21 protein-coding genes and 1 riboswitch are annotated in these 21,243 nt (G+C 56.9%); of the genes, 10 read left to right on the top strand and 11 right to left on the bottom strand.

All coding sequences use genetic code 11. From position 1 onward, the window contains the following. Positions 1-7 precede the first annotated feature (7 nt). The 5 genes from GOV89_RS02605 to GOV89_RS02625 all read right to left on the bottom strand — a co-directional run bounded on the left by GOV89_RS02605 (position 8) and on the right by GOV89_RS02625 (position 4,243). The gene (locus GOV89_RS02605) at positions 8-676 is read right to left on the bottom strand and encodes a Crp/Fnr family transcriptional regulator (RefSeq protein WP_171176201.1); all 669 of its coding nucleotides are present in this window, start codon (positions 674-676) and stop codon (positions 8-10) included. A 115-nt stretch (positions 677-791) separates the two neighbouring features. Next, positions 792-1,397, bottom strand: coding sequence for an inner membrane-spanning protein YciB (locus tag GOV89_RS02610; RefSeq protein ID WP_171174762.1), 606 nt, complete (start codon positions 1,395-1,397; stop codon positions 792-794). Between the two features lie 16 nt (positions 1,398-1,413). Further along, positions 1,414-2,316 carry an EamA family transporter gene (locus GOV89_RS02615; RefSeq protein ID WP_171234021.1) on the bottom strand — a complete coding sequence of 301 codons (903 nt, stop codon included), beginning with the start codon at positions 2,314-2,316 and terminating at the stop codon, positions 1,414-1,416. A gap of 87 nt (positions 2,317-2,403) precedes the next feature. Continuing rightward, positions 2,404-3,546, bottom strand: a complete 1,143-nt coding sequence (ftsY, locus tag GOV89_RS02620) for a signal recognition particle-docking protein FtsY (protein ID WP_171237369.1) — start codon at positions 3,544-3,546, stop codon at positions 2,404-2,406. A 58-nt stretch (positions 3,547-3,604) separates the two neighbouring features. Continuing rightward, complete coding sequence (locus GOV89_RS02625) at positions 3,605-4,243, bottom strand: lysoplasmalogenase (protein ID WP_171234022.1); 639 nt, start codon at positions 4,241-4,243, stop codon at positions 3,605-3,607. Between the two features lie 140 nt (positions 4,244-4,383). Between GOV89_RS02625 and GOV89_RS02630 the strand changes: the two genes are divergently transcribed. Beyond that, positions 4,384-4,779: a hypothetical protein gene (locus GOV89_RS02630; protein WP_371810600.1), complete on the top strand. Its 396-nt coding sequence runs from the start codon at positions 4,384-4,386 to the stop codon at positions 4,777-4,779. On the opposite strand, the gene GOV89_RS02635 is transcribed toward GOV89_RS02630, so the two are convergent. Further along, the gene (locus GOV89_RS02635) at positions 4,717-5,421 is read right to left on the bottom strand and encodes a glutathione S-transferase family protein (RefSeq protein ID WP_171237370.1); all 705 of its coding nucleotides are present in this window, start codon (positions 5,419-5,421) and stop codon (positions 4,717-4,719) included. The two genes, GOV89_RS02630 and GOV89_RS02635, sit on opposite strands and share 63 nt — an antisense overlap. A 3-nt stretch (positions 5,422-5,424) precedes the next feature. Then, complete coding sequence (gene xseA, locus GOV89_RS02640) at positions 5,425-6,909, bottom strand: exodeoxyribonuclease VII large subunit (protein WP_171237371.1); 1,485 nt, start codon at positions 6,907-6,909, stop codon at positions 5,425-5,427. A 75-nt stretch (positions 6,910-6,984) separates the two neighbouring features. Here xseA and purD point away from each other — a divergent pair, with 75 nt between their 5' ends. Further along, on the top strand, positions 6,985-8,253 hold the full coding sequence (gene purD / locus GOV89_RS02645) for a phosphoribosylamine--glycine ligase (protein WP_171237372.1): 1,269 nt from the start codon (positions 6,985-6,987) through the stop codon (positions 8,251-8,253). Between the two features lie 73 nt (positions 8,254-8,326). Here purD and GOV89_RS02650 read toward each other — a convergent pair whose 3' ends face one another. After that, a complete protein-coding gene (locus GOV89_RS02650) occupies positions 8,327-9,088 on the bottom strand; it encodes a VCBS repeat-containing protein (RefSeq protein WP_245223144.1) in 762 nt (253 codons plus the stop codon). Further along, positions 9,088-9,411 (bottom strand): 2Fe-2S iron-sulfur cluster-binding protein, encoded by a 324-nt coding sequence (locus tag GOV89_RS02655; RefSeq protein WP_171174748.1) that lies wholly within the window; start codon positions 9,409-9,411, stop codon positions 9,088-9,090. Before GOV89_RS02655 ends, GOV89_RS02650 begins: the two co-directional genes overlap by 1 nt. 127 nt (positions 9,412-9,538) lie before the next feature. On the opposite strand from GOV89_RS02655, the gene GOV89_RS02660 reads away from it, so the two are divergent. From GOV89_RS02660 to GOV89_RS02670, 3 genes are all read left to right on the top strand, one after another. Continuing rightward, a complete protein-coding gene (locus tag GOV89_RS02660; RefSeq protein WP_171174746.1) occupies positions 9,539-9,913 on the top strand; it encodes an OB-fold nucleic acid binding domain-containing protein in 375 nt (124 codons plus the stop codon). Between the two features lie 84 nt (positions 9,914-9,997). After that, positions 9,998-11,026 carry a VOC family protein gene (locus GOV89_RS02665; RefSeq protein ID WP_171237373.1) on the top strand — a complete coding sequence of 343 codons (1,029 nt, stop codon included), beginning with the start codon at positions 9,998-10,000 and terminating at the stop codon, positions 11,024-11,026. Positions 11,027-11,414: 388 nt separating this feature from the next. Continuing rightward, positions 11,415-11,768, top strand: a complete 354-nt coding sequence (locus GOV89_RS02670) for a hypothetical protein (RefSeq protein ID WP_171237374.1) — start codon at positions 11,415-11,417, stop codon at positions 11,766-11,768. A gap of 99 nt (positions 11,769-11,867) precedes the next feature. Here the strand turns inward: GOV89_RS02670 and GOV89_RS02675 are convergent, their stop codons facing one another. Together GOV89_RS02675 and GOV89_RS02680 are read right to left on the bottom strand one after the other, a co-directional pair. Further along, a complete protein-coding gene (locus GOV89_RS02675) occupies positions 11,868-13,325 on the bottom strand; it encodes a pyridoxal-dependent decarboxylase (RefSeq protein ID WP_171237375.1) in 1,458 nt (485 codons plus the stop codon). Positions 13,326-13,548: 223 nt separating this feature from the next. Beyond that, positions 13,549-14,238: a glutathione S-transferase N-terminal domain-containing protein gene (locus GOV89_RS02680; RefSeq protein WP_171174738.1), complete on the bottom strand. Its 690-nt coding sequence runs from the start codon at positions 14,236-14,238 to the stop codon at positions 13,549-13,551. Positions 14,239-14,433: 195 nt separating this feature from the next. Next, a riboswitch (SAM riboswitch) is annotated at positions 14,434-14,511 on the top strand. Between the two features lie 61 nt (positions 14,512-14,572). Here GOV89_RS02680 and metZ point away from each other — a divergent pair. The 5 genes from metZ (at position 14,573) to GOV89_RS02705 (ending at position 21,243) form a co-directional block, all read left to right on the top strand. Further along, a complete protein-coding gene (gene metZ, locus GOV89_RS02685; RefSeq protein WP_171237376.1) occupies positions 14,573-15,763 on the top strand; it encodes an O-succinylhomoserine sulfhydrylase in 1,191 nt (396 codons plus the stop codon). Between the two features lie 240 nt (positions 15,764-16,003). Further along, complete coding sequence (gene folE2 / locus GOV89_RS02690) at positions 16,004-17,107, top strand: GTP cyclohydrolase FolE2 (RefSeq protein WP_171237377.1); 1,104 nt, start codon at positions 16,004-16,006, stop codon at positions 17,105-17,107. A 285-nt stretch (positions 17,108-17,392) separates the two neighbouring features. Continuing rightward, on the top strand, positions 17,393-18,169 hold the full coding sequence (locus tag GOV89_RS02695; protein WP_171237378.1) for a hypothetical protein: 777 nt from the start codon (positions 17,393-17,395) through the stop codon (positions 18,167-18,169). Between the two features lie 51 nt (positions 18,170-18,220). Further along, complete coding sequence (locus GOV89_RS02700) at positions 18,221-19,669, top strand: TrkH family potassium uptake protein (RefSeq protein ID WP_171237379.1); 1,449 nt, start codon at positions 18,221-18,223, stop codon at positions 19,667-19,669. Continuing rightward, positions 19,669-21,243 carry a 5-guanidino-2-oxopentanoate decarboxylase gene (locus tag GOV89_RS02705; protein ID WP_171237380.1) on the top strand — a complete coding sequence of 525 codons (1,575 nt, stop codon included), beginning with the start codon at positions 19,669-19,671 and terminating at the stop codon, positions 21,241-21,243. The genes GOV89_RS02700 and GOV89_RS02705 overlap by 1 nt, the downstream gene beginning before the upstream one ends.

Genomic DNA, 21,243 nt, shown 5'->3' on the forward strand with positions numbered 1-21,243 from the left:
CACCGACTCAGATCAGGTCGGATTCGGCTAACTCACGTAATGCTGCAAAGTCCTGAATCAGCAATCCGCCGCGGGACGCTTCCACGACATTGTCACGTTTCCATCCAGAGATTGTTTTGGACACCGCTTCTCGCGTCGCCCCGACAAACTCGGCCAGTTCGCTTTGCGACAGAGTAATGCGTTCGGACGGGTTGTCCTGCAAACCAGACAGTTGCAGCAGCCTTCGCGCCAGTCGAATGGGCATGGGCAAAAAGACCTGCTCGTTCAACTGAGACCCCATGTACCGCATCCGCAATCCGGCCAGCCGGATTAAATCCTCTGCGAGATCAGGATGTCGCCGGATCTGTTTCAAGACGTCATTGCGGCGCACACGCAGAACACGCGAGGCTTCGGCCGCAGCAATGGTTGCTGTGCGCGGGCCATTGTCGAACAGGGCGATCTCGCCAAAAACTTCACCGGGGCGCATAAGAGTCAGGGTCAGCTTGCGCCCGCTCATGGCCAGAAAAGACACTTCAAGCGTGCCGTCCAATATTGCGTAGAGCGCGTCGCCCTCGTCGCCTTGTTCAAAAAGTGTGTCGCCTTGGGCCAGGGAAATTTCGGTCGCTTGAGCCGAAAGCATTTCTCTGAGCCCGTCGGAGGCTTCGGAAAGGAAGCCGCTGTTGGGGAAGGCCGTCATGTATGCACCGATCTTGGGCGAGGTGAGTGAGTGGGTAGTCACTCAATTTCACATAGCTCGGCTCATTATCCAAGAATTTTGTTTGTTTTGGCGGACCTGGCTGATGTGACGGGAGCTATTTCTGTTCCGGGTCCTCCATATAGTGCTGCAACATGCTGAATTGCAGCATCAGAAAAGCCATTAGGGCAATGGGAAAGCCAAAGGTCTCGATCTTGACCCACATGTCGGTAGACATCGTGCGCCAGACAAGTTCGTTTGCGGCGGCCAAAACAGCAAAACAGCCACACAGTCGGCGGGTCAGAATCATCCAGCCTTCCTGCTTCATTGGAAGCAGTTCTTCCAAAACATAGGCGAGATAAGATTTCTTTTGCAACAGGCCGACGCCCAGGATCAGGGCAAACAGGCCGTAGACCAGCGTGGTCTTCATCTTGAAGAACCGCTCGTCATTGAACCAAGCGGTGAGGCCACCGAAGAAAAGCACCATGAATGCGGTGAATATTTGCATCCGGCTGAGTTTGCCGGTCAGGTACCACAGGATTGCCATGGCGCCCAGCATCAGGGGGACAAAGATGATCGTTGCAACGATAAAGCCGGAATACTCGACGCCACCAATCAGAAAACTATCATCGCGCAGGCGCAGGTAGATGAAGAAGAAGGCCAATGGGGGGCCAAGCTCGAGCACCTGTTTGAGAAACGGGTTGATGTCTTTTTTGCCTGTCATCTGTATATCCTGCTGTTTACCCGCCCATTTCAACTATTACGGCACCAAGTGCAATCAATGCCATCAGGGCAATACGCCGGGGGCCGACGGTCTCCTTTAACACAAGCCAGCCGATCAATGCCGCAAAGACGGTTGAGGTCTCGCGGAGAACCGCGGCCTCGCCCACTTTATCCAACCGGGTGGCCAACATGATTGCTCCGAAAGACAACGGAGCGATCAGGCCTCCGGCCAGCCCGCGCAACATCAGGGGGCCGACAGCTGGGCGGTCAATCATGGCGCGCCATCTGAGAAAGGCATAGATGGGCATGGCTGCGCCATCAATCATGAAAAACCAGGCCAGAAAGGTGAACGGGTCGGCGGTGGCGCGAATGCCGTAGGCGTCATACGTGGTGTAAAGCGCCACAAAGAGGCCGGTGATGATCGCCAAGACCAGCGCGATACCCAGCGTGTCGCGGTTGGTTTCCAGAAATCGGAAGTTGTATGCGGCCAACCCGAATATGCCGGCAAGCAGGGTTGCCACGCCCAGCCACTGCACTGTCGTGAACGTCTCGCCGAACAACAGATATGCGCCGATGACGGTGAACAATGGCCCGGTTCCGCGCACGACCGGATAGACAACCGTGTAGGAGCCTTTGGTATACGCCATGGCCTGAAGTGTCTTGTAGGCGATATGAATCAGCCAGACGAGCGCGAAGATCGGCCACATATGCGGTTCGGGCCAAGGCACCACAAAGAAGGCAAAAGGCGCGGCCATTAGGCAGTAACTGGCATCAATGGCCCCACGAGAAAGCCACGGATCATGACGCCCCTTTTGCAGGGCTCCAAACACGGCATGAAGGAAAGCCGCCATCAGGGCTAGTCCAAGCGCAAGCTGGTGGCCTGCTTCGGTCCCTTCCAGTGAGATCAGCCAGTTACTCAAAGATGCCAACCTTTTGCTGGGCGGTGAGGCTGGGGGTTTTCCACCCCCAGACCCCCGAAGGTATTTTTAGCCAGATGAAGGGGCGGATCAGCCTTTGTCGAGACCGGTCAGGGCGGCGGCGAATTCTTCGGGGTCGAAGGGGGCGAGATCGTCGATCTGTTCGCCCACACCAATGGCGTGGATGGGCAGGCCGAATTTGTCCGCCAAAGCGACGAGTACGCCGCCTTTGGCGGTGCCATCCAATTTGGTCATGACCAATCCCGAAACGTCAGCCAGCTTGCGGAAAGTCTCCACCTGGCTCAGGGCGTTCTGTCCTGTTGTGGCGTCGAGGACCAGCAGGGTGTTGTGCGGCGCTGTGTCATCGACCTTGCGGATGACGCGGACAATCTTGGCCAGCTCTTCCATCAGGTCAGCACGGTTTTGCAAACGGCCTGCTGTGTCGATCATCAGCAGATCGGCACCTTCGGCCTGTGCGCGGGTCAGGGCATCGAACGCCAGACTGGCGGGGTCCGAGCCTTCTGGCGCGGTCAGCACAGGAACCCCGGCCCGATCGCCCCAGACTTGCAGTTGTTCAACGGCCGCGGCGCGGAAGGTGTCACCGGCGGCGATGACAACTTTCTTGCCCGCTTCTTTGAACTGGCTGGCCAGTTTGCCGATGGTCGTGGTCTTGCCCGAGCCGTTGACGCCGACCACCAGCACCACTTGCGGGCGTTTGGGATAGATCGGCAGGGGCTTGGCTACCGGCTCCATCACGCGGGCCACCTCTTGTGCCAGCAATTGCTTGATTTCACGTGTTGAAAGTTTGCGGCCAAAGCGGCCCTCGGCCATGTTCGAGGTGACGCGCAAGGCCGTGTCGACACCCATGTCAGAGGCGATCAGCAGCTCTTCGAGTTGCTCCAGCATGTCGTCATCGAGTGTGCGGCGTATTTCCGTTGTGGTGCCACCGCGATTGAACAGGCGGTTCAGGATGCCTTTGGATTCCGGTATCTCGGGTGGAGGCGCGACCGGCGTGGGATCGGCAGGGATTGGGGCGGGCGGCTCAACAGGTTGTGGCACCGGCGCGGGTTCCGGAACCACGGGGACCGGTTGCGGTTCGGGCTTTGGTTCGGGGATCACCGGGTCAGGCGCGGTCGTTTCCTCGCCGCCATCTTCGACGATGGCTTCCAGCCCCTCTTCCAGGCGAGAGGAGGATTTGAACAGCTTATCCTTTAGCTTTGAGAAAAACGCCATGTAGTGTCTCCGCAGGTGTTCCCTTCACCTAATGCGGATTTGCGGCAGTTGCAAAGGGTCACGCGAATGCAAGGACAAAACCAAGCTGTGCGCCCCAATAAAGGGGCCAGACCAAATAGGGCGTTGCCTTGAGGGCCGGATGGCTTGGTGGCAGCAGGAACTTTTCAGTCGCAAGGACCAGATCGGACGCGATGAAGGCGATGGCGGCGGGAAAAGCCCACCGCAAAGCGCCCGTGTCCGGCAGTGCCAGAACAGTGATACCCATCCCAAGGATGATGGGGATATAGGCCAGAACAGGCCCTTTCAGATCACCGGCGCGGGGTGCAAGTGTCGTGGCCATGATGATGCCCAGAATGACGAGAGACCATACCGTTGCGGGCGCGTTCCAGATTAGGCCAGCGTTACTGGTCGGGTAGGTCATGAACAGCGTGATGTAAGCCAGATGTCCGCCGGCAAAGGCGGCAATGCCCGACATAAACGTGGCATCCGTTTCGCGCGATAACAGTGCGTCGCCCGTTGCGCATAAGATGAGCGCCAAAACCAGCAACCAGGGTCCGCCATTCAAAAAGGCGATCATGGTCAAGGCAGCCACGGAAGCGGTTTTCAATACCGTGCGCAAGGCTGAGGCCGGGCGCGCTGTCAGCGGCAAATAGCCAAGGGCACAGCCGAGAGCGATCCAAAAGAGTACGTTGGTCATGGGTCCCCCGACAGTTTCCAAACGACTTCATCCGAGGTGAATATTGAAATCAAGCGCTTACGTTGAGTTAAGGGAACTGTGATGAACCCAGAGGCAAAGGGTGAATGGCACAGCTTAAGCGCTTCTGGCAGAATATACTTATGCTTAGATACTGGATGATTCTCGCTGGCTTTGCTGCGCAATCCGTTGCGGCCCAGACCCCGTTGTCTGGACCGGAATTCGATAGCTACACGCAGGGCAAAACTCTGTTCTACGGGTTCGAGGGGCAGGTATACGGGGTTGAACGGTATCTGCCGAACCGGCGTGTGATCTGGTCATTTCTGGATGGCAATTGCAAGGAAGGTGTCTGGTATCAAAGGGATGAGCAGATCTGCTTTGTCTACGAAGACAGGCTCGACCCTCAATGCTGGGTTTTTACGCAATCTGGCGGCGGTCTGGTTGCGCAGTTTGAAGGCAACCCGGAGGCGACGGAGTTATATGAGGCCGAAGAACTTGGCGAGGAAATGGTGTGCTATGGGCCTGAGGTTGGTGTGTGATCGGGGCACGCGCAGGTCTTCATAACTGATCATCACGTGGTTCTGATAGGCAGACCTTTCCGCCAGTGTCTCATAATACCGGCGCAGGTTTGGGAGTGCTGCGCGGGATATGTCGATATCGTAATAGCGATACAGGACGTGCCCCAGCTGAATGTCGGCCAAGGTCAGGTCGGTGCCGCACAGGAACGCGTGTTGGGACAGTTGGGCGTCTGCAAGTGTCAGCTTGTTTTCCAAAGTGGTCACAGCTTGTTCGATTGCCTGCTGGTCCTGTTCCGCCTTTGGGATTCGGGTAACCTGCCAAAACACGGGCACGGTGAATGCCATCGCGACGTTAATCTTGGCCCATTCTGCCCATTTGTCGACTTTGGATTGTTGCCCCGGATCGCGGGGCCAAAACCTTTGAGTCCCATATGAATTGGCTAGGTAGCGGAGAATTGCACCGGTTTCCCAGAGGGGCGGACGGTCGCCATCGCGTATGACAGGGATGGTTCTGTTTGGGTTCAATTGATGGAATTCATCAGTGTCCAGTCCTCCGAACCTGTGTCCCAGATCGTGGCGGCGGTAATCCAACCCCAACTCACCGATACACCACATCAGGGCCTGAACATTCGATGACGTTTTGCGGCCCCAGATGGTCAGCATGGCTTAAAACAGTGATCCCTGATCCGGGGCGTCCGGTTTGGGTTTCTTGGGCGTCGGTTTTGCGGCTGAGCCAGTGCTCAGAACGCCATCTGCGAACTCGATGTCAAGCGCCGCATGTGTGGCCGCCTGGGCTTTGGTGGTGATCACGTCACCGTCCGCACGGACGACCGCATATCCCCGTTCCAACGTGGCTTTGTAACTGAGCGTTTCCCGCAGGCGGTCGGTGGCCTCAAGTTGTTGCTGAAGGCGTTCCAGCCGCGTGGTCTGAGCGGTGTTCATTCGATCGTTAAGCCGGGCAAGGCTCTGCCGCTGCTGGTCGATCTCGCGCTGAATCGGGCGCAGAGACAGGCGTGACGACAGGTTGCGCAGTGACTCCTGACGCGTTGTTACCAAACCGCGTAGGGTCGAGGGGCGTAGGTGGGCCGACAGTTCGACGACTTGCAGACGGCGGTTTTGAACGCCATGGGTCAAGGCGGGTGTCAGGCGATCTGCAATCAAATCAAGGCGCTGGCGTGGGGTGTTCAACAGGGTTTCCGGACGCGGCAAGGCGCGGGACAGATCGTGCAGCCTTTGCGTTCGGCGTTGAACTGCATCCGTTGCCGCACGGGACAACCGCGCACCTTGCTCTCCGGTCCATGCAAGCAACTCCATGCGGACGGGCACCGCAAGCTCTGCTGCGGCAGTGGGCGTGGGCGCGCGACGATCCGAGACAAAGTCGATCAGCGTTGTATCGGTTTCATGCCCGACGGCTGAAATCAGCGGTATGTCCGAGGCAGCTGCGGCGCGGGCGACGACCTCTTCGTTAAAGCCCCAGAGGTCCTCGATAGACCCGCCGCCGCGGGCGACGATGATCAGGTCGGGCCGGGGCAAAGCTCCGCCAGGCGTCAATTGGTTGAACCCTTCAATAGCTCGGGCGACTTCTGGTGCGCAATTCGCCCCTTGGACGGCCACGGGCCAGATTAGCACCTTACGCGGGAACCGGTCCCTGAGGCGATGAAGAATGTCACGGATCACAGCACCCGAAGGCGATGTCACCACACCGATGATATTCGGCAGATAGGGCAACGGCTTCTTTCGCTCGGGCGCAAACAAACCCTCGGCTTCAAGCTGTTTCTTGCGTTTCTCCAGCAAGGCCATCAATGCGCCTTGTCCGGCGACGGATACCTCATCGACATTCAGATTGTATTTCGATTGCGCGCCAAATGCGGTCAGGCGCCCGGTGACGACAACCTCCAACCCTTCTTCCGGCACAACAGACAGGCCGGAAATCTGCCCTTTCCAAGTTGTACAGGCCAGAACGTTCCGGTCATCTTTGATGTCATAGTACAAATGCCCGGAACGCGCTTTGAATACGCGCCCGACCTCACCCCGCACTCGGATTCGCCCGAAAGAGCCTTCGAGCGTCCGTTTCACCTCTCCCGAGATCTCGGAAACGGTGTATTCGGGGGTATTTTGGCCCGGAATCGGGTCATCAAGCAGATCGGACATTTCAGCGCCTTGTTTCAAATGCCGGGCCAGCTTAGAACGCCGCGCAGGCAAGGCCAAGCAGATCGGAGAGCATTCATGAACATCCTCATTCTCGGTAGCGGCGGGCGCGAACACAGTCTCGCCTGGGCGGTGTTGCAAAACCCAAAATGCGACCGTCTGATCGTTGCTCCGGGCAATGCCGGAATCGCTCAGATCGCGGACTGTGCAGCGCTGGATACTGAAAACGGCGGGGCTGTTGTCAGCTTCGCCGAAGAAAACGCGATTGACTTTGTGATTGTCGGACCCGAGGCACCTTTGGCTGCCGGGGTGGCTGATCGCTTGCGCGAGGCCGGAGTTCTGGTTTTTGGTCCCTCCGCCGAGGCGGCGAAGCTGGAAGCGTCGAAAAGCTTTACGAAGGAAATCTGCGACGCGGCCAACGCGCCCACCGCAGCTTATGCCCGGTTCACCGAAGCCGAACCTGCCAAGGCCTATATCCGCGAACAAGGCGCGCCGATTGTGGTGAAGGCTGACGGTCTGGCCGCAGGCAAGGGCGTGATTGTTGCGATGGATGAACAAACCGCACTGGACGCTATTGACGACATGTTCGGCGGCGCTTTTGGCGGTGCTGGTGCGGAAGTTGTCATCGAAGAGTTCATGGAAGGCGAAGAAGCCTCGCTTTTTGTTCTTTGCGATGGCGAGAACATTCTCTCTGCCGGGACGGCTCAGGACCACAAGCGTGTTGGCGAAGGCGATACCGGGCTGAACACGGGTGGCATGGGCGCGTATTCTCCGGCACCGGTGCTGAGTGCTGAGGTCGAAGCGCGCGCAATGGAAGAGATTGTGCGCCCGACCATGGCAGAAATGAAGCGTCGCGGCACGCCGTTTCAGGGAGTCCTTTACGCTGGGTTGATGATCAAGGACGGACAACCACGCCTGGTGGAATACAATGTGCGTTTTGGCGATCCCGAGTGTCAGGTGCTGATGATGCGCCTTGGTGCGCAGGCGATGGATTTGATGCATGCCGCAGCCGAAGGGCGGCTGGGCGATATGCGGGTGAACTGGGCAGATGATCACGCGATGACGGTTGTGATGGCGGCCAAAGGCTATCCGGGGTCTTATGAAAAGGGTTCGGTCATCATGGGGCTGGATGCTTTGCCCGAAGACAGCAGCAACATGGTGTTCCATGCCGGTACCAAGGCTGTTGAGGGTCAGGTGCAGGCCGCCGGTGGGCGAGTGTTGAACGTGACTGCGCGCGGTGACACGCTGCAAGAGGCGCGGGAACGGGCGTACAAGATGGTTGATGGTGTGAATTGGCCCGAAGGGTTTTACCGACGCGATATAGGGTGGCGTGCATTGGATAAGTGATCGGGCAGGGGGCTTTGCCCCCTCGGCCTGCGGCCTCACCCCCAAGGTATTTTTAGCCAGATGAAGAGGCGGATCAGCAGTTCAAGGCCTGTGCGAGGCTGTTGGGGCCTTTGAAAGGGCCGAGATCGATTTTGGTCCAGTCATTGTCATAGGAAACGCTCATGATCCGTGACCAGTCGGCGCTGGCCACGATCAGTTCTGGGCGTTCGCCGCAGGTGCGCAGGCCGCCCGAGATGAAATCCTCACCGATCTTGTGGTTGGTCAGACCGGGTATCGAAGCGATCTGGGTCAGGGCGTTGTCTTTGTAGCGCCAGATGCGCAGTGTTTTGGCAAGGTGCGGACGGTCGATATAGGCGATTTCGATATTGCCGTCTCCGTCCAAATCGGCTGCTCCGATTGGGGCGAGCCAGCGGAAGCGGGTGCCGATATGAGGTGTGGAGGCGATTTTTGCGCCGCTTGCGTTGTAAATGGCCAGCTGCGCGCCTTGTTGATCCTGAGATTCAACGACAATCGCTTCGAAAGTTCCGTCTGCATCAATATCGATAAGTCGTGGTGTGAGATCTTCGAAGACGCGATCTTGCGGCAGGCGAACGATTACGGTTTTTGGGTTTGAGCCGGTGTTTTGAACACGAAGTTCCAATGCACCATATTCAACAGTGTCGCCCAAGACCCCGTGCGCGTAGCGTGTGGTCGGTTCTGTGAATTTGGCCGCTTTGATTTGATCGGCAGCTGTCGCGGTGCCTAAGGTCGATCCCCAAAGGCACAGAGATGTCAGTGCGCCGCGTGTCCGACGCCACCAAAGGCGACGGGAGGGACGCGGCGCTTTGGAATGCATCAGATCTGTTTTTCCGGCATTTGCACGATCAGACCGTCCAGCGCGTCGGTGACCTTGATCTGGCAGGTCAGGCGCGAGCGGGCCGGGTCGGGCTCGTAGGCAAAGTCCAGCATGTCTTCTTCCATGTCATCCTTGCCCGGTATTTTTTCGACCCAGTCGGGGTGGACATAGACGTGGCAGGTCGAGCAGGCGCAGGCGCCGCCGCAATCGGCCTCGATGCCGGGAATGTTGTTGTCACGGGCCCCTTCCATGACGGTCAGTCCGTTGGCGACCTCGACAGTGTGTTCGGTACCGCCGTGCTCGACATAGGTGATCTTTGCCATTGCGTGCGTCTTCCTTTTGCGATGTTCGAATTCTTCCTTAGTCAAGGCATTTAGGTCTTTCCAGCCTCATTTGCGACTCCTGAGGCCGTGTCTGGACTTTCTTGGTGTTTGTTCTATTTTTGTTCTCATGCTTGTTGCCCCTGTTCATTCTGTGGTTTCCAGTCGGAACTGGCCACGCCCGCCATCTTGTTTGCCGTCAAATCAGTTGACAGCACCGCCCGAGGGCGCGCGCGTGGCCGTGGCCGGGCTGGTGATCCTGCGGCAGAGGCCGGGGACGGCAAAGGGGGTGATCTTTCTGACGCTTGAGGATGAGACCGGGATCGTGAATGTGGTGGTGTGGCGCAAAATCTACGAACAATTTCGCCGCGCGGTGATTTCAGGTCGCTTGCTTAAGGTGACGGGCCGGATGCAGCGGGCGCATTCGGTGACTCATGTAATCGCGGAAGAGATCGAAGATATCTCGGGCATGTTGGATATGCTGGTGCAGGGGGAAGGGCATTAAAGCAATCTGTGTATAGTACGGCCTCTGGACAGGGCGCTTTGCCGGTCATAGCTCGGATAGGATCGAAGCAGGAAAGAGGGCGCGATGGCAAACGGACATTTTCTGTGGACGGACCTGTCCACCTACGACATGCGCGCTGCCAGAGCGGACTATGCCAGAATATTCAATTGGGCATTTGGTGAAGAAGACACTTATGACTTTGCCACTATCGGCGGGCAGGAGGTGGCGGCCGTTTTCCGAATGCCTGATCGTTTGGCGAAAATGAACATGCCGTCTTTTTGGATGTCCTATGTGCACGTCGATGATCTGGACGAAAAGGTCGAACAAGCCCGGACACATCAGGGTGCCATCATCGAAGTGGAGCCTCAAACCTTTGGCGACGCCGCGCGTATCGCGCTGGTTCGGGATCCATCCGGTGCCGGGTTCACGATGTATGAGGGTCCAGACATACAGGCCGGAGCACCGGGTGCTGGTAAGGTCATAAGCCGTTTTCACCACGTTCCTGATATCAAACTGATCGCGCCGTTTTATGCGGACCTGTTTGGGTGGCGCTTTGAGAAAAGCTCGGCAAGCCCATGGCCGCGCTATGATATACGCCATCCTGAAGGAACCTTGGTTGCTGAGGCCGAAGAGGTGCCCGAGGCCATCCGCGGAAAATTTCGCTACTGGATGCCCTGTTTTGGCGTCAAGTCGGTGGACGATTCCATTCGGCAGATCAAAGTCCGGGATGGGCATCACCATAATGACTTGCCAGAAGGTCGTGCATTGGTTTCAGATCGGCAAGGGGCTCATTTCATGATCCAGAATGTAGGTCAGGATACTATTGCGGTCAGTGAAAGCCCACGTGCGGCGGCCCGAAGCACAACTGATGGTTTGGCTTGGAAGTCCCTGCTTGCGTTGGTTTGTGTCTGGCTTGCTGTGATTATGGATTTGCAGGTGTTTTGGGGCGTGCTGTTTCTGATCTGGACTTGGCTGGCGCTGAAATCAGGGCGTGCTGATTTTGTCGAGCCAATTGACCGTTCGAATCGACCGTTTATGTTTTGGCTGATCACGGGAACATGGATGGTTCTGAGTACCTGGGTGATACTCGCCTCGGTTTTCGGCGGCGGATGATCATGTTCACGCGGCGTGTACGCTAAAGGTAAATTTGATCTGGTTTCAGCAGGTTGGCACCTAAGCACAAAACTGCGCTTGGGTTTGCCCAAACGTGGTGTCTAATTCCAAAGCGCATAAGAGGCGTCTTTCCGCCAATCTGGTGCGTGTTGGTCGACTCTGTGTCACAGGGCAGGTAATTGCGTGTGTTGTTACGCCTCAGCCTGTGTCCGAGATCAGGTTTGATCGTGCAGCACTCAACGTCTTGTCTGAGCCACTCGAGATGCCCAACGTAAAACAACATGGATCGTTCGAAAAAGCCGTCGTTCTGAATGACAACCTGATTTCTGACCGTATTGCCGAACTCTCAGAGCTTGTGCGGTCCAAGGGGTGCATTCACGCCGCCAGAATGATCGAAGAAGCTCGGAACGTCTATGCGTTCGAGAAAAAGCACCTTGAAGCCGCTGAGGCATACCGATCAAAATTTTGGGACCTGCAATCGCTGTCGTTGGAAGAACCGGAAAAACAGCAGCACAAGATTCCGAATTTTCGATCAAGGCGTTCTGGAGTACCGAACGATTTCTTGTCCGATTTTGCAAAACGACCCGTCGACCAGGTCCAGGAAAAAGCAGTAGGGCGGCCAGCCCTGGTCCTGACATCCCGGATGCGCGTGGACGGAAGAAATTTCACAGCACTGCGCAGTGGGAATCGTGGCAGCAAGCCATTGGGATTCCTTGTAGAACCTGAGTTCAAGTTTCGCTGACTGACCGTAGTGCGGGCAAAGCTATCAGGGCAGGTGATCGCGCTCTGAACCCAAGAGGCACAAATATGCGCTAGGATCGCCCCAAGGCATGCAGTGACCCTAGGGGTTGTTTTTGCGCAGAACCTCCTCACCAACTCGAACTACGTCAAGCAAAAAGCCATCAATATCATCGCGTCTCGTTCGATGGTTGTTGAAGGCACAGCGAAGCCCGTGCCTGCCTTGGACAGTTGTGTCAGAGGCTACGGCAAGGCCGCGTTCCTGAAGCCGGAGCATAATCTCTGTGTTGAGAGCCTTCGCTGCACTCTCATCCGCCGCCACATATCTGAAGCACACGATGTTGAGGTCTACCGGAGCAACAAGTTCCAGCGTTGGATGAGCTTCTATCTGGTGTGCCATATAGCGTGCATGGGCGATGTCTTGTGAAATGAGGCGGCCAAACTTTGCGGTACCATGTTCCCGCAGCGCCATCCAAATCTTTAGAGCTCGGAAACCACGGCTAAGCTCTAGCCCGTAATCGGCAAGGAATTTTCCTGCGATCATCCCGCGTTCCTGCAATTGAAGATAGGCACCATGCATTTCGAAGGTCGCGAAATGAGCCTCGGCATCTTTGATCAAAACGGCTCCAGCCTCGAAAGGTGCGTGCAGCCATTTGTGAGGGTCGATTGCAACCGAGCCGGCCCGCTCCATCCCTTTCACAAGATGCGCGTGGTCGGGTGCAAGACGTAATACGCCGCCGATGCATCCATCCACGTGAAACCAAAGCCGCTCTCGATCACAAAGATCCGCAAGTGCGGTCAGGTCATCTATGGCTCCGGTGTTCGTGGTGCCCGCCGTCCCGATCACGCAAGCTGGCTGCAACCCCTTCGCACGGTCTTCAGAGATTGCGGCCTCGAGCGCGTCGAGTTGAATCCTCTGGCGGTCGTCGCTTTGTATCTCGACCAGCGCTTTTGAGCCAAGGCCGAGGGTTTCCAACGCCTTTTGGTGGCAGCTATGGACCTGATCGGATGCGTAAAACCGCAGCGGCTTTTCCAAAGCAGAAACACCTTCTTCGCGCACATCAAAACCGGCGGCCAGGTTACGGATGACCGTGTGCGCGATCAGGTTTGCCATTGACCCGCCGCTGGTCAGGGTTCCACTGGCGCTTTCAGGAAAGCCAGCGATTTCCTTTAACCAATCGACAACCTGCTGTTCTACCTGTGCCGCGCCTGTGTTCCCGCCCCCTAGGTTGCTTCCTTCTACGGCGGCAAGGAAATCACCCAATGCCCCGGTGAAGTTGCTTGCTCCCATGTACCACCCCCAAAAGCGGGGGTGAATATTACCCATCGGATAAGCACGTACGAATTCCCTATAGTCGCCATAGACCTGTTCCAATGTGCATGGGTCTTCCGGCAAAGCCTGTTTCAGATGCGCGCGGACATCATCGGGCATAGGTTGCCAAACCGGGCGTTCTCGCACCTGCTCTAGGTGGTCAATTGCTTCATCTATTATGACGTGCGCTAGGGCCCGTGCGGCGTTCCAGTCATCTGGATCAAGTGTTTCTTCTTTGATGTTTCGCATTTGCCGCCACCTCCCTCGTCCGAGGAAGAGTGCGTTAGAACCACTTTCAGGGCAACAACTCCGTGGTCTTGGCATTCAGCAAAAACGGTTTGCGTCCGCTCGCCCGCCGCTTGGTGCTTGATTAGGAATATGTGCTTGGTGCAGAGCGTGATTTGCAGAAGTGGCAAATCCTCAAATCTCGGTGTAGGCCTCGTAAGGGCTCAACACTCGCCATAGATCCTTATCACCGCTTGAACAGAACACCTTGCGATTGCTTGTCCCTGTGATCGCCGCGCAGGTCTGCATACAACGCGCGACCGGCCTGAACGCCGGGACGGGCACCTACGGTTTCAAGCCAGCGGGCGAAATGGGGTGTGTCGTCGATCTTGTGCTGTTGCCCTTCCCACAGACTGGCCCAACCCCAGATCGACATATCCGCGATGGAATAGAAATCGCCTGCAACATATTCATTGTCCGCCAGCCGACGATCCAGCACACCGTACAGCCTGGCGACCTCGGCGCGATAACGGTCCTTTGCATAGGGCAGGTCCTGTGGTGGGTCCAGTTGAGGGGCGTATTTTAGAAAGTGATGCGCCTGACCGGCCATTGGTCCGACGCCGCCCATCTGCCACATGAGCCATTCTTCGACCGCGATCTGGTCCCGCTCGGTCTTGCCATAGAAGCGCTTGGTCTTGCGGGCCAGGTACATCAGGATCGCACCGCTTTCGAACACGGAAACGGGCGCACCGTCAGGGCCATCGGGATCGACGACAGCAGGCATCCGGTTGTTGGGGGCGATTTTCAGAAACTCCGGGTCGAACTGATCGCCTTTGCCGATATTGATCAGGTGAGTCTTGTAGGGCAGCTCCATCTCTTCCAGGGCGATGGACACTTTCCAGCCGTTTGGCGTGGGCCAGAAATACAGATCGATCATGGTCTCTCCTCAGGTTGAAAAGATCATGAGGGTTTCTGCGCAATCGGCAAGAGGGCTTGCGGCAGGCGAAGCGCAAAAAGCTGTGACTTCGGGCGATACCATCGCAGGGAAGGCCCGTCGGACCTTTGATTACAGATCTGTGACGACGGGCTTGTCGGGGTTGACGACTCTGCATGTGCGGCGTAAGGCCAACATCACAGACCACGTGGCGATTTGTTACCGGATTGCGGGCCACGCTAAACAACACCGCTAAAAGGTCAGGATGAAAGACCCCTTTCGCTTGGCCGCGTCTGGGGTTTTTTGTTTGCCTCTGCCAGAGGCTGAAAGGAATGAGATGAGCGAGAACTGGAACAAACGCACCCAAGCCGTCCATGGCGGCATCCGTCGTAGTCAGTACAACGAGGTGAGCGAGGCGATTTTCCTGACGCAGGGCTTCGTTTACGAAAACGCAGAACAGGCCGAGGCCCGTTTTCTGGAATGTGGCCCCGACGAGTTCATCTATGCGCGCTATGGCAACCCAACCGTGTCGATGTTCGAACAACGCATCGCGGCGCTGGAAGGGGCCGAGGACGCCTTTGCGACGGCGTCGGGCATGGCGGCTGTCAACGGTGCGTTGACCTCGATGCTGAAGGCTGGTGACCATATCGTGTCCGCCAAGGCGCTGTTTGGATCCTGTCTGTATATCGTCGAAAACATCCTGACCCGCTTTGGCGTCGACGTGACTTTTGTTGACGGTACTGACCTGGAGCAGTGGAAAGCGGCGATCCGCCCGGACACCAAGGCTGTCTTTTTTGAATCCATGTCGAACCCGACGCTGGAAGTGATCGACATCGCGTCGGTTGCGGAACTGGCTCATGCCGTTGGCGCCCTTGTCGTGGTGGATAACGTTTTTTCGACACCGGTCTTTTCGCGTGCGATCGAACAGGGTGCCGATGTCGTCGTTTATTCAGCAACCAAGCACATTGACGGTCAGGGCCGCGCGCTGGGCGGTGTGATCATCAGTACACGGGATTTCATCCGCGGCACGGTCGAGCCATACCTGAAGCATACCGGCGGTGCGCTGAGCCCGTTTAATGCTTGGGTTATGCTTAAGGGCCTGGAAACCATGGCGCTGCGCGTAAATGCACAGGCCGACAGCGCGCAAAAGATTGCTGAAGCGCTTGAAGGGCACCCGGCGCTGGAGCGTACCCTCTATCCCGGTCTGAAAACTCATGCGCAGAACGCGCTGGTGCAATCGCAGCTTGGCGGCAAGGGCGGCACAGTTCTGTCGCTGGACATCAAAGGCGGCAAAGACGCTGCCTTTGCGTTTCTGAATGCGATGACGATCCCGGTGATTTCCAACAATCTGGGCGACGCCAAATCCATCGCAACGCACCCGGCGACGACGACACACCAACGCCTGAGCGACGCGCAGAAAGTTGAGTTGGGCATTTCGTCAGGACTCATTCGTTTTTCCGTTGGTTTGGAAGACGCAGATGACCTGCTGGCTGATATTCAGCAGGCTTTGGAAGTCTCGCAGAAATAACCAGTTCCAGCGCGCACCTTTATCGTCGGGGCATTACCTGACGTCCGAGTGCCGCTTGAAAACCTCTTCGGACGGGGTGCTGTCCTGCCGATAGAACCAATAAAGGGCGCAAACCGTTGCAAATTGACGGTTTCGCGCCACTTTTTTCGATCCGGACTGCTAATGGCAACGTATCGGGATAGACTGGAAAACGAACCTCAGTCGTATATAGTCCGACGATCACTCGAGGAACTGCAGCCGATGAACGTTCACCCGCGCGACATTGATGAAACACCAGACCGTGAAAAAGCCGCCGAAGCCCTGAATGTGCTGCGGCAGTGGGCGAAAATGGCGTCTGTGTCTGAAATCAGTCAGTTGGACCCGGCCATCGCGCGTCTGGTGCCGGGGGTGGCCGCTGTAAATTATCCTTCGCTCTCACGCGAGTACCCAGAGGATTTTGCAGTAGATGCAGCTTACAGGTCGTCATTGCCGGACTTGCAGAATGGCCCGTCTAGCCTGATCCGTGGGGCGAAACAGCAAATCCAGCATGTGGGCATCTCGAATTTCCGCCTTCCGATCCGGTTTCACCGGAAACAGGGTGATGACCTGACGCTTGAGACGTCGATCACAGGTACTGTTAGTCTGGAGGCCGAGAAAAAGGGCATCAACATGTCCCGGATCATGCGGTCGTTTTACAAACATGCAGAACGTACATTCAGCTTCGAGGTGATGGAAGCGGCGCTCGACGACTACATGACCGATCTGGACAGCTTTGATGCCCGCATTCAGATGCGGTTTTCTTACCCGGATAAAGTAAAGAGCCTGCGCTCGGGTTTGGAAGGCTATCAGTATTACGACATAGCCTTGGAACTGGTCGAACAGAACGGCGTGCGTCAAAAGATCATGCATCTGGACTATGTCTATTCCTCAACTTGTCCGTGCTCTCTGGAACTGAGCGAACATGCGCGGTCGATGCGCGGACAGCTTGCAACCCCGCATTCTCAGCGCTCTGTCGCGCGAATTTCAGTGGTTGTGGATTGCGACGCGGATTGTTTGTGGTTCGAAGACCTCATCGCGCTGTGCCGCAGAGCGGTTCCTACCGAGACACAGGTCATGGTCAAACGCGAAGACGAGCAGGCGTTTGCCGAGCTGAACGCCGCCAACCCGATCTTTGTCGAAGATGCTGCGCGCCTGTTCTGCGCCGAATTGTTAGCTGATCACCACGTGGGCGATTTCCGTATCGTGGCTAGCCACCAAGAGAGCCTGCACAGCCATGACGCTGTGTCGATTCTGACCGAAGGCCCAACCTTTGAGGCGCCCAGTCTGGACCCGAGATTGTTCACAACCCTGTTTCATGTTGGGTGAGTTCCCCGCTGTAAGCGGTTAGAATTTAATCAGGGATTACGTCGATCAGCGTTCTTTCGCCGCAATGCAGCAAAAATGCTGCAAATGCGCATTTTTTGCCTGTATGTTCGAAGGGAATGCAGCAGACGCATGCCTGCCTTCGGGAAGGTGTGCGTCCCCGAAAGGACACCGAGACGTGACACGCCTTGGACTGCAAGACCCCAACCGCCGCGCGGCGTGTCTGCGTAGGCAGGGTGCCTTACACCAAAAACTCGGGCTGCATCGGTTTTACAGGAGAAACATGTAATGAATCCGATTACCCATTCACTGGAGCTTCAGGCTGCGGCATTGCGAGTTGCAGGCTATGCAATGGCCAACCAGATGAAGATCATGCAGATCATGGCTCGGTCTGCGTTCGAGTTGCCAATGGCACCCGTGCATACCATACACGCGGCTGCATCTGCCCCGGCACCGGTCACTGAGAAACCAGCTAAAAAGGCGGCGGTCAAAGCAAAACCAGCCGGAGCACGTGCGCTCAAAGCAGCGTCCAAGAAGACGACGAGCGCGAAAAAACCTGTGAAGAAGAGTGTTGTGGTGGCACCTAAACCCAAAACGGTTGAGTTTTCAGCGAAACCACGTGCTGCTGCCACAATTAAGGTTGAACCTGCCGCCAAAGCCAAGCCTGCACCTGCGCCAAAACCGGCACCTCAGCCGAAAGCAGCAGCAAAGCCGGTTGCCACCGCCACGAAGCCCGTTAAACCCGCTGCCCGAAAGGCGGCACCTGCAACGTCTTCTGTCGCCAAAACCGCTCCGGCAAAAGAAACCTCAGTCCAATCTGCAGCACCTGCGAGCAAGACACCTGCAGTTGAGCCCAAAAAGACGACCCCGCTTGAAAAAGCCGTTTCGACACAGGCGAAACCTGCATCGCGTACGCGCAAAGCCGCCGCGTTGAAACCCGCGCCTTCTGCGGCTCAAACGAAACCGGCACCAGCGGCTGAGCAACCTAAACCGCAGACGCGCAGAACTCGGGCTCCATCCAAACCTCCGGCGATGCCTGGGACAGAGACGAAATCCGACACTTAACTCGGATCATCTGCTTGACACGGTCGGGTTGGCGCGCCAACGCTGCGCGTCATGATGGATCTTCGCCCGGTCGGATATGTGATTGGCTTGCTGGTCGCCATTCTTGGGGCGACCATGCTGTTTCCTATGCTTGCCGACATGATCGAAGGGCGTGGCGAATGGCATGTGTTCTTGGAAAGCGCGATCATCACGATGCTGACCGGATCAGTTCTGGCGATGAGCTGTTCCAACGGCGTGGGCGAGGGGCTCACGATCCGGCAGACTTTTTTGCTGACGACCGGCGTCTGGGTTGCGCTGCCGGTATTTGGTGCGATCCCGTTCCTTTTTGGTGAAACCGAGCTGCGCTTTGTCGATGCCTATTTCGAGGCTATGTCGGGGCTAACAACAACAGGCTCAACGGTCATAAGCGGGCTTGATTCGCTGCCGCAGGGGCTTTTGCTGTGGCGTGGTATTCTGCAATGGCTAGGCGGCATCGGCATCATCGTGGTTGCGATGGTGTTCCTGCCGGAATTGCGGGTTGGTGGTATGCAAATCTTCCGTTCGGAAGGGTTTGAAACCATGGGAAAAATCCTTCCACGTGCGCAAGAGATCGCTGGCCAGATTTCCCTGATCTATGTGTTTCTGACCGTGGTGTGTGGGTTGGTTTATGCCGCGCTTGGGATGAGTTTTTTCGACGCCACGGTCCACTCGATGACAACGATTGCGACGGGTGGGTTTGCTAACTATGACGCCTCATTCGCGACATTTGCGGGTCCGGTGGAATATGCGGCAGCGGTGTTCATGATTTTGGCAGCGCTGCCCTTCGTGCGGTATGTACAGCTTGCCAATGGTCACACCTCTTCCTTGTGGGAAGACAGCCAGATCCGCGCCTTCTTGGCGACTGTTCTGGTGCTAGTCATTATCATGACCGTCTTTCTGACATCGGTCTTTCCGCATCATTGGGAACAGGCGTTTCGCGAATCTCTTTTCAACATCACCTCGATCATCTCGGGCACCGGATATGCCAGCGTCGATTACATGGGGTGGGGCAGTTTTCCCGTCATGTTATTTTTCTTGATTGGGCTCATCGGGGGCTGCGCCGGCTCCACGGCATGTTCAATCAAGATCTTCCGTTACCAACTGCTACTTGCATCAATCAAAACTCAGATCAAAAGGATCAGGTCCCCGCACGGGGTGTTTGTACCGCTTTATGACGGACGGCCCGTGGGGCGCGATGTCTTGACCTCGGTGATGAGTTTTTTCATGTTTTTCGTTCTGTCGATGGGAGTGTTATCCTGGGCCTTGGCCCTGACCGGGCTTGATTTCATCACTTCAGTATCCGGAGCAGCGACCGCTTTGGCCAATGTCGGCCCCGGTCTGGGCAGTCAGATCGGACCGTCAGGCAATTTCGGGGGCCTCAACGACACGGCCAAATGGCTGCTGACAATCGGAATGTTGGTCGGGCGTCTCGAACTCTTGGCCGTTTACGCGATCTTCACCGTTCAATTCTGGAGAAACTGATGCAAAGACCCCTTGGCGCGCAAATCTCGCATATGCTCAAGGATCGTGGCGTGGATTTGATTTTCGGTATTCCTGGCGTCCACAATCAGGAAATGTATCGCGGCATCGAAGAAGCTGGTATCACTCATGTTCTGGCCCGGCACGAGCAAGGCGCTGGGTTCATGGCTGATGGCTACGCGCGAGCAACCGGTAAGCCGGGTGTCGCCTATGTCATCACCGGGCCCGGTCTGTGCAACATCATTACACCAATCGGTCAGGCCTACAGCGATTCCGTTCCGATGCTGGTGCTGTCATCGTGCCTTGATGAAACGCACGCAGCGCGGGGGCAGTTGCATCAAATGAAAGATCAACGAGCAGCAGCCGGAACAGTTTCTGATTGGTCCGCACAGGCCGACTCCGCGACCGCTGCATATGGGTTGGTGGAACGCGCTTTTGAGGAATTCGAGCTGTCACGTCCACGTCCCAAACATATTCAGGTGCCAATCGCGCAGTTGGAGGCGGATGCCGAACCTGCACCGTTCCCCAACCAGCCTGCGTTGCGCACCAAGGCTTTGCCGCCAGACGTTTCGTCCGTTGTCTCGATGCTGAATCAGTCGCGCAGGCCCTTGTTCATCTTGGGTGGGGGCTGCAAGTCCAACGATTGGCGGCAGATTTTGACGCAGCTGGGGGCTGCGTGCTTTACCACCTATGCCGGGCGCGGGTTGGTCGGGGCGAACTATCCGTTGGACTTCGGATCCATGCTGCCACGTCCTGGAAGCGCCGAGGTCATTGCCTCGGCTGATCTGGTAATTGTCGTTGGGGCGGAGCTTGGAGAAGTCGATTTATGGCGGAATGAGTTGGGGCATAAAGCACCGCTGATCCGTGTGGATCTGGATCCGGAGGTTTTGTCTGATCACCACCGCGCCGCCATCAAGCTGCAAGCGGACAGCCAGAGTTTTGCCCGTGCGTTGTGGCAGGCCACCGAGGACAAGAAGCCTGCGCGCGGCTGGTCGGCCGAGGAAGTGGCCGAGGCTCGTGCACGCTGGCGCGCCGAGGTGGACGCGGAACGGCCCGGAATCGTGCCGATCGCGGATGCTTTGCGCGAAGCTATGCCGGCCGACTCGATGATCTATTCAGATATGACCCAGTTCGCCTATGTCGCGAAAGAAGTTTGGGATATGGCTTATCCTCATCATTGGCATCATCCAACGGGGTATGGCACCCTTGGTTATGGGTTGCCTGCCGGGATCGGTGGGGCCGTGGCCAGACGCGGAAAGCCAACGGCAGTTATCGCGGGGGACTATGGTTTCCATTACACGATGCAGGAACTGGGCGTTGCGGTTGAGCTGGGTTTATCTCTGCCGATCATCTTGTGGGACAATGGCAAGCTGAAAGAGATTGAAGACAGCATGGTGCGCAGTCAGATCGCACCCAATGCAGTCGTGGCCCGAAACCCGGATTTCTGCAAATTGGCTGAGGCTTTCGGAGCCTTGTCGGCGGCACCGTCGACATTGGCAGAAATGCAGAGCGCCACCCGCGCCGCCTTCGACGCACCGGTCCCGACGCTTATCCATGTGACGCCAGATATTCTGTGA

This window comes from Ruegeria sp. HKCCA5763 (assembly GCF_013034545.1).
Classification (GTDB): domain Bacteria; phylum Pseudomonadota; class Alphaproteobacteria; order Rhodobacterales; family Rhodobacteraceae; genus Ruegeria.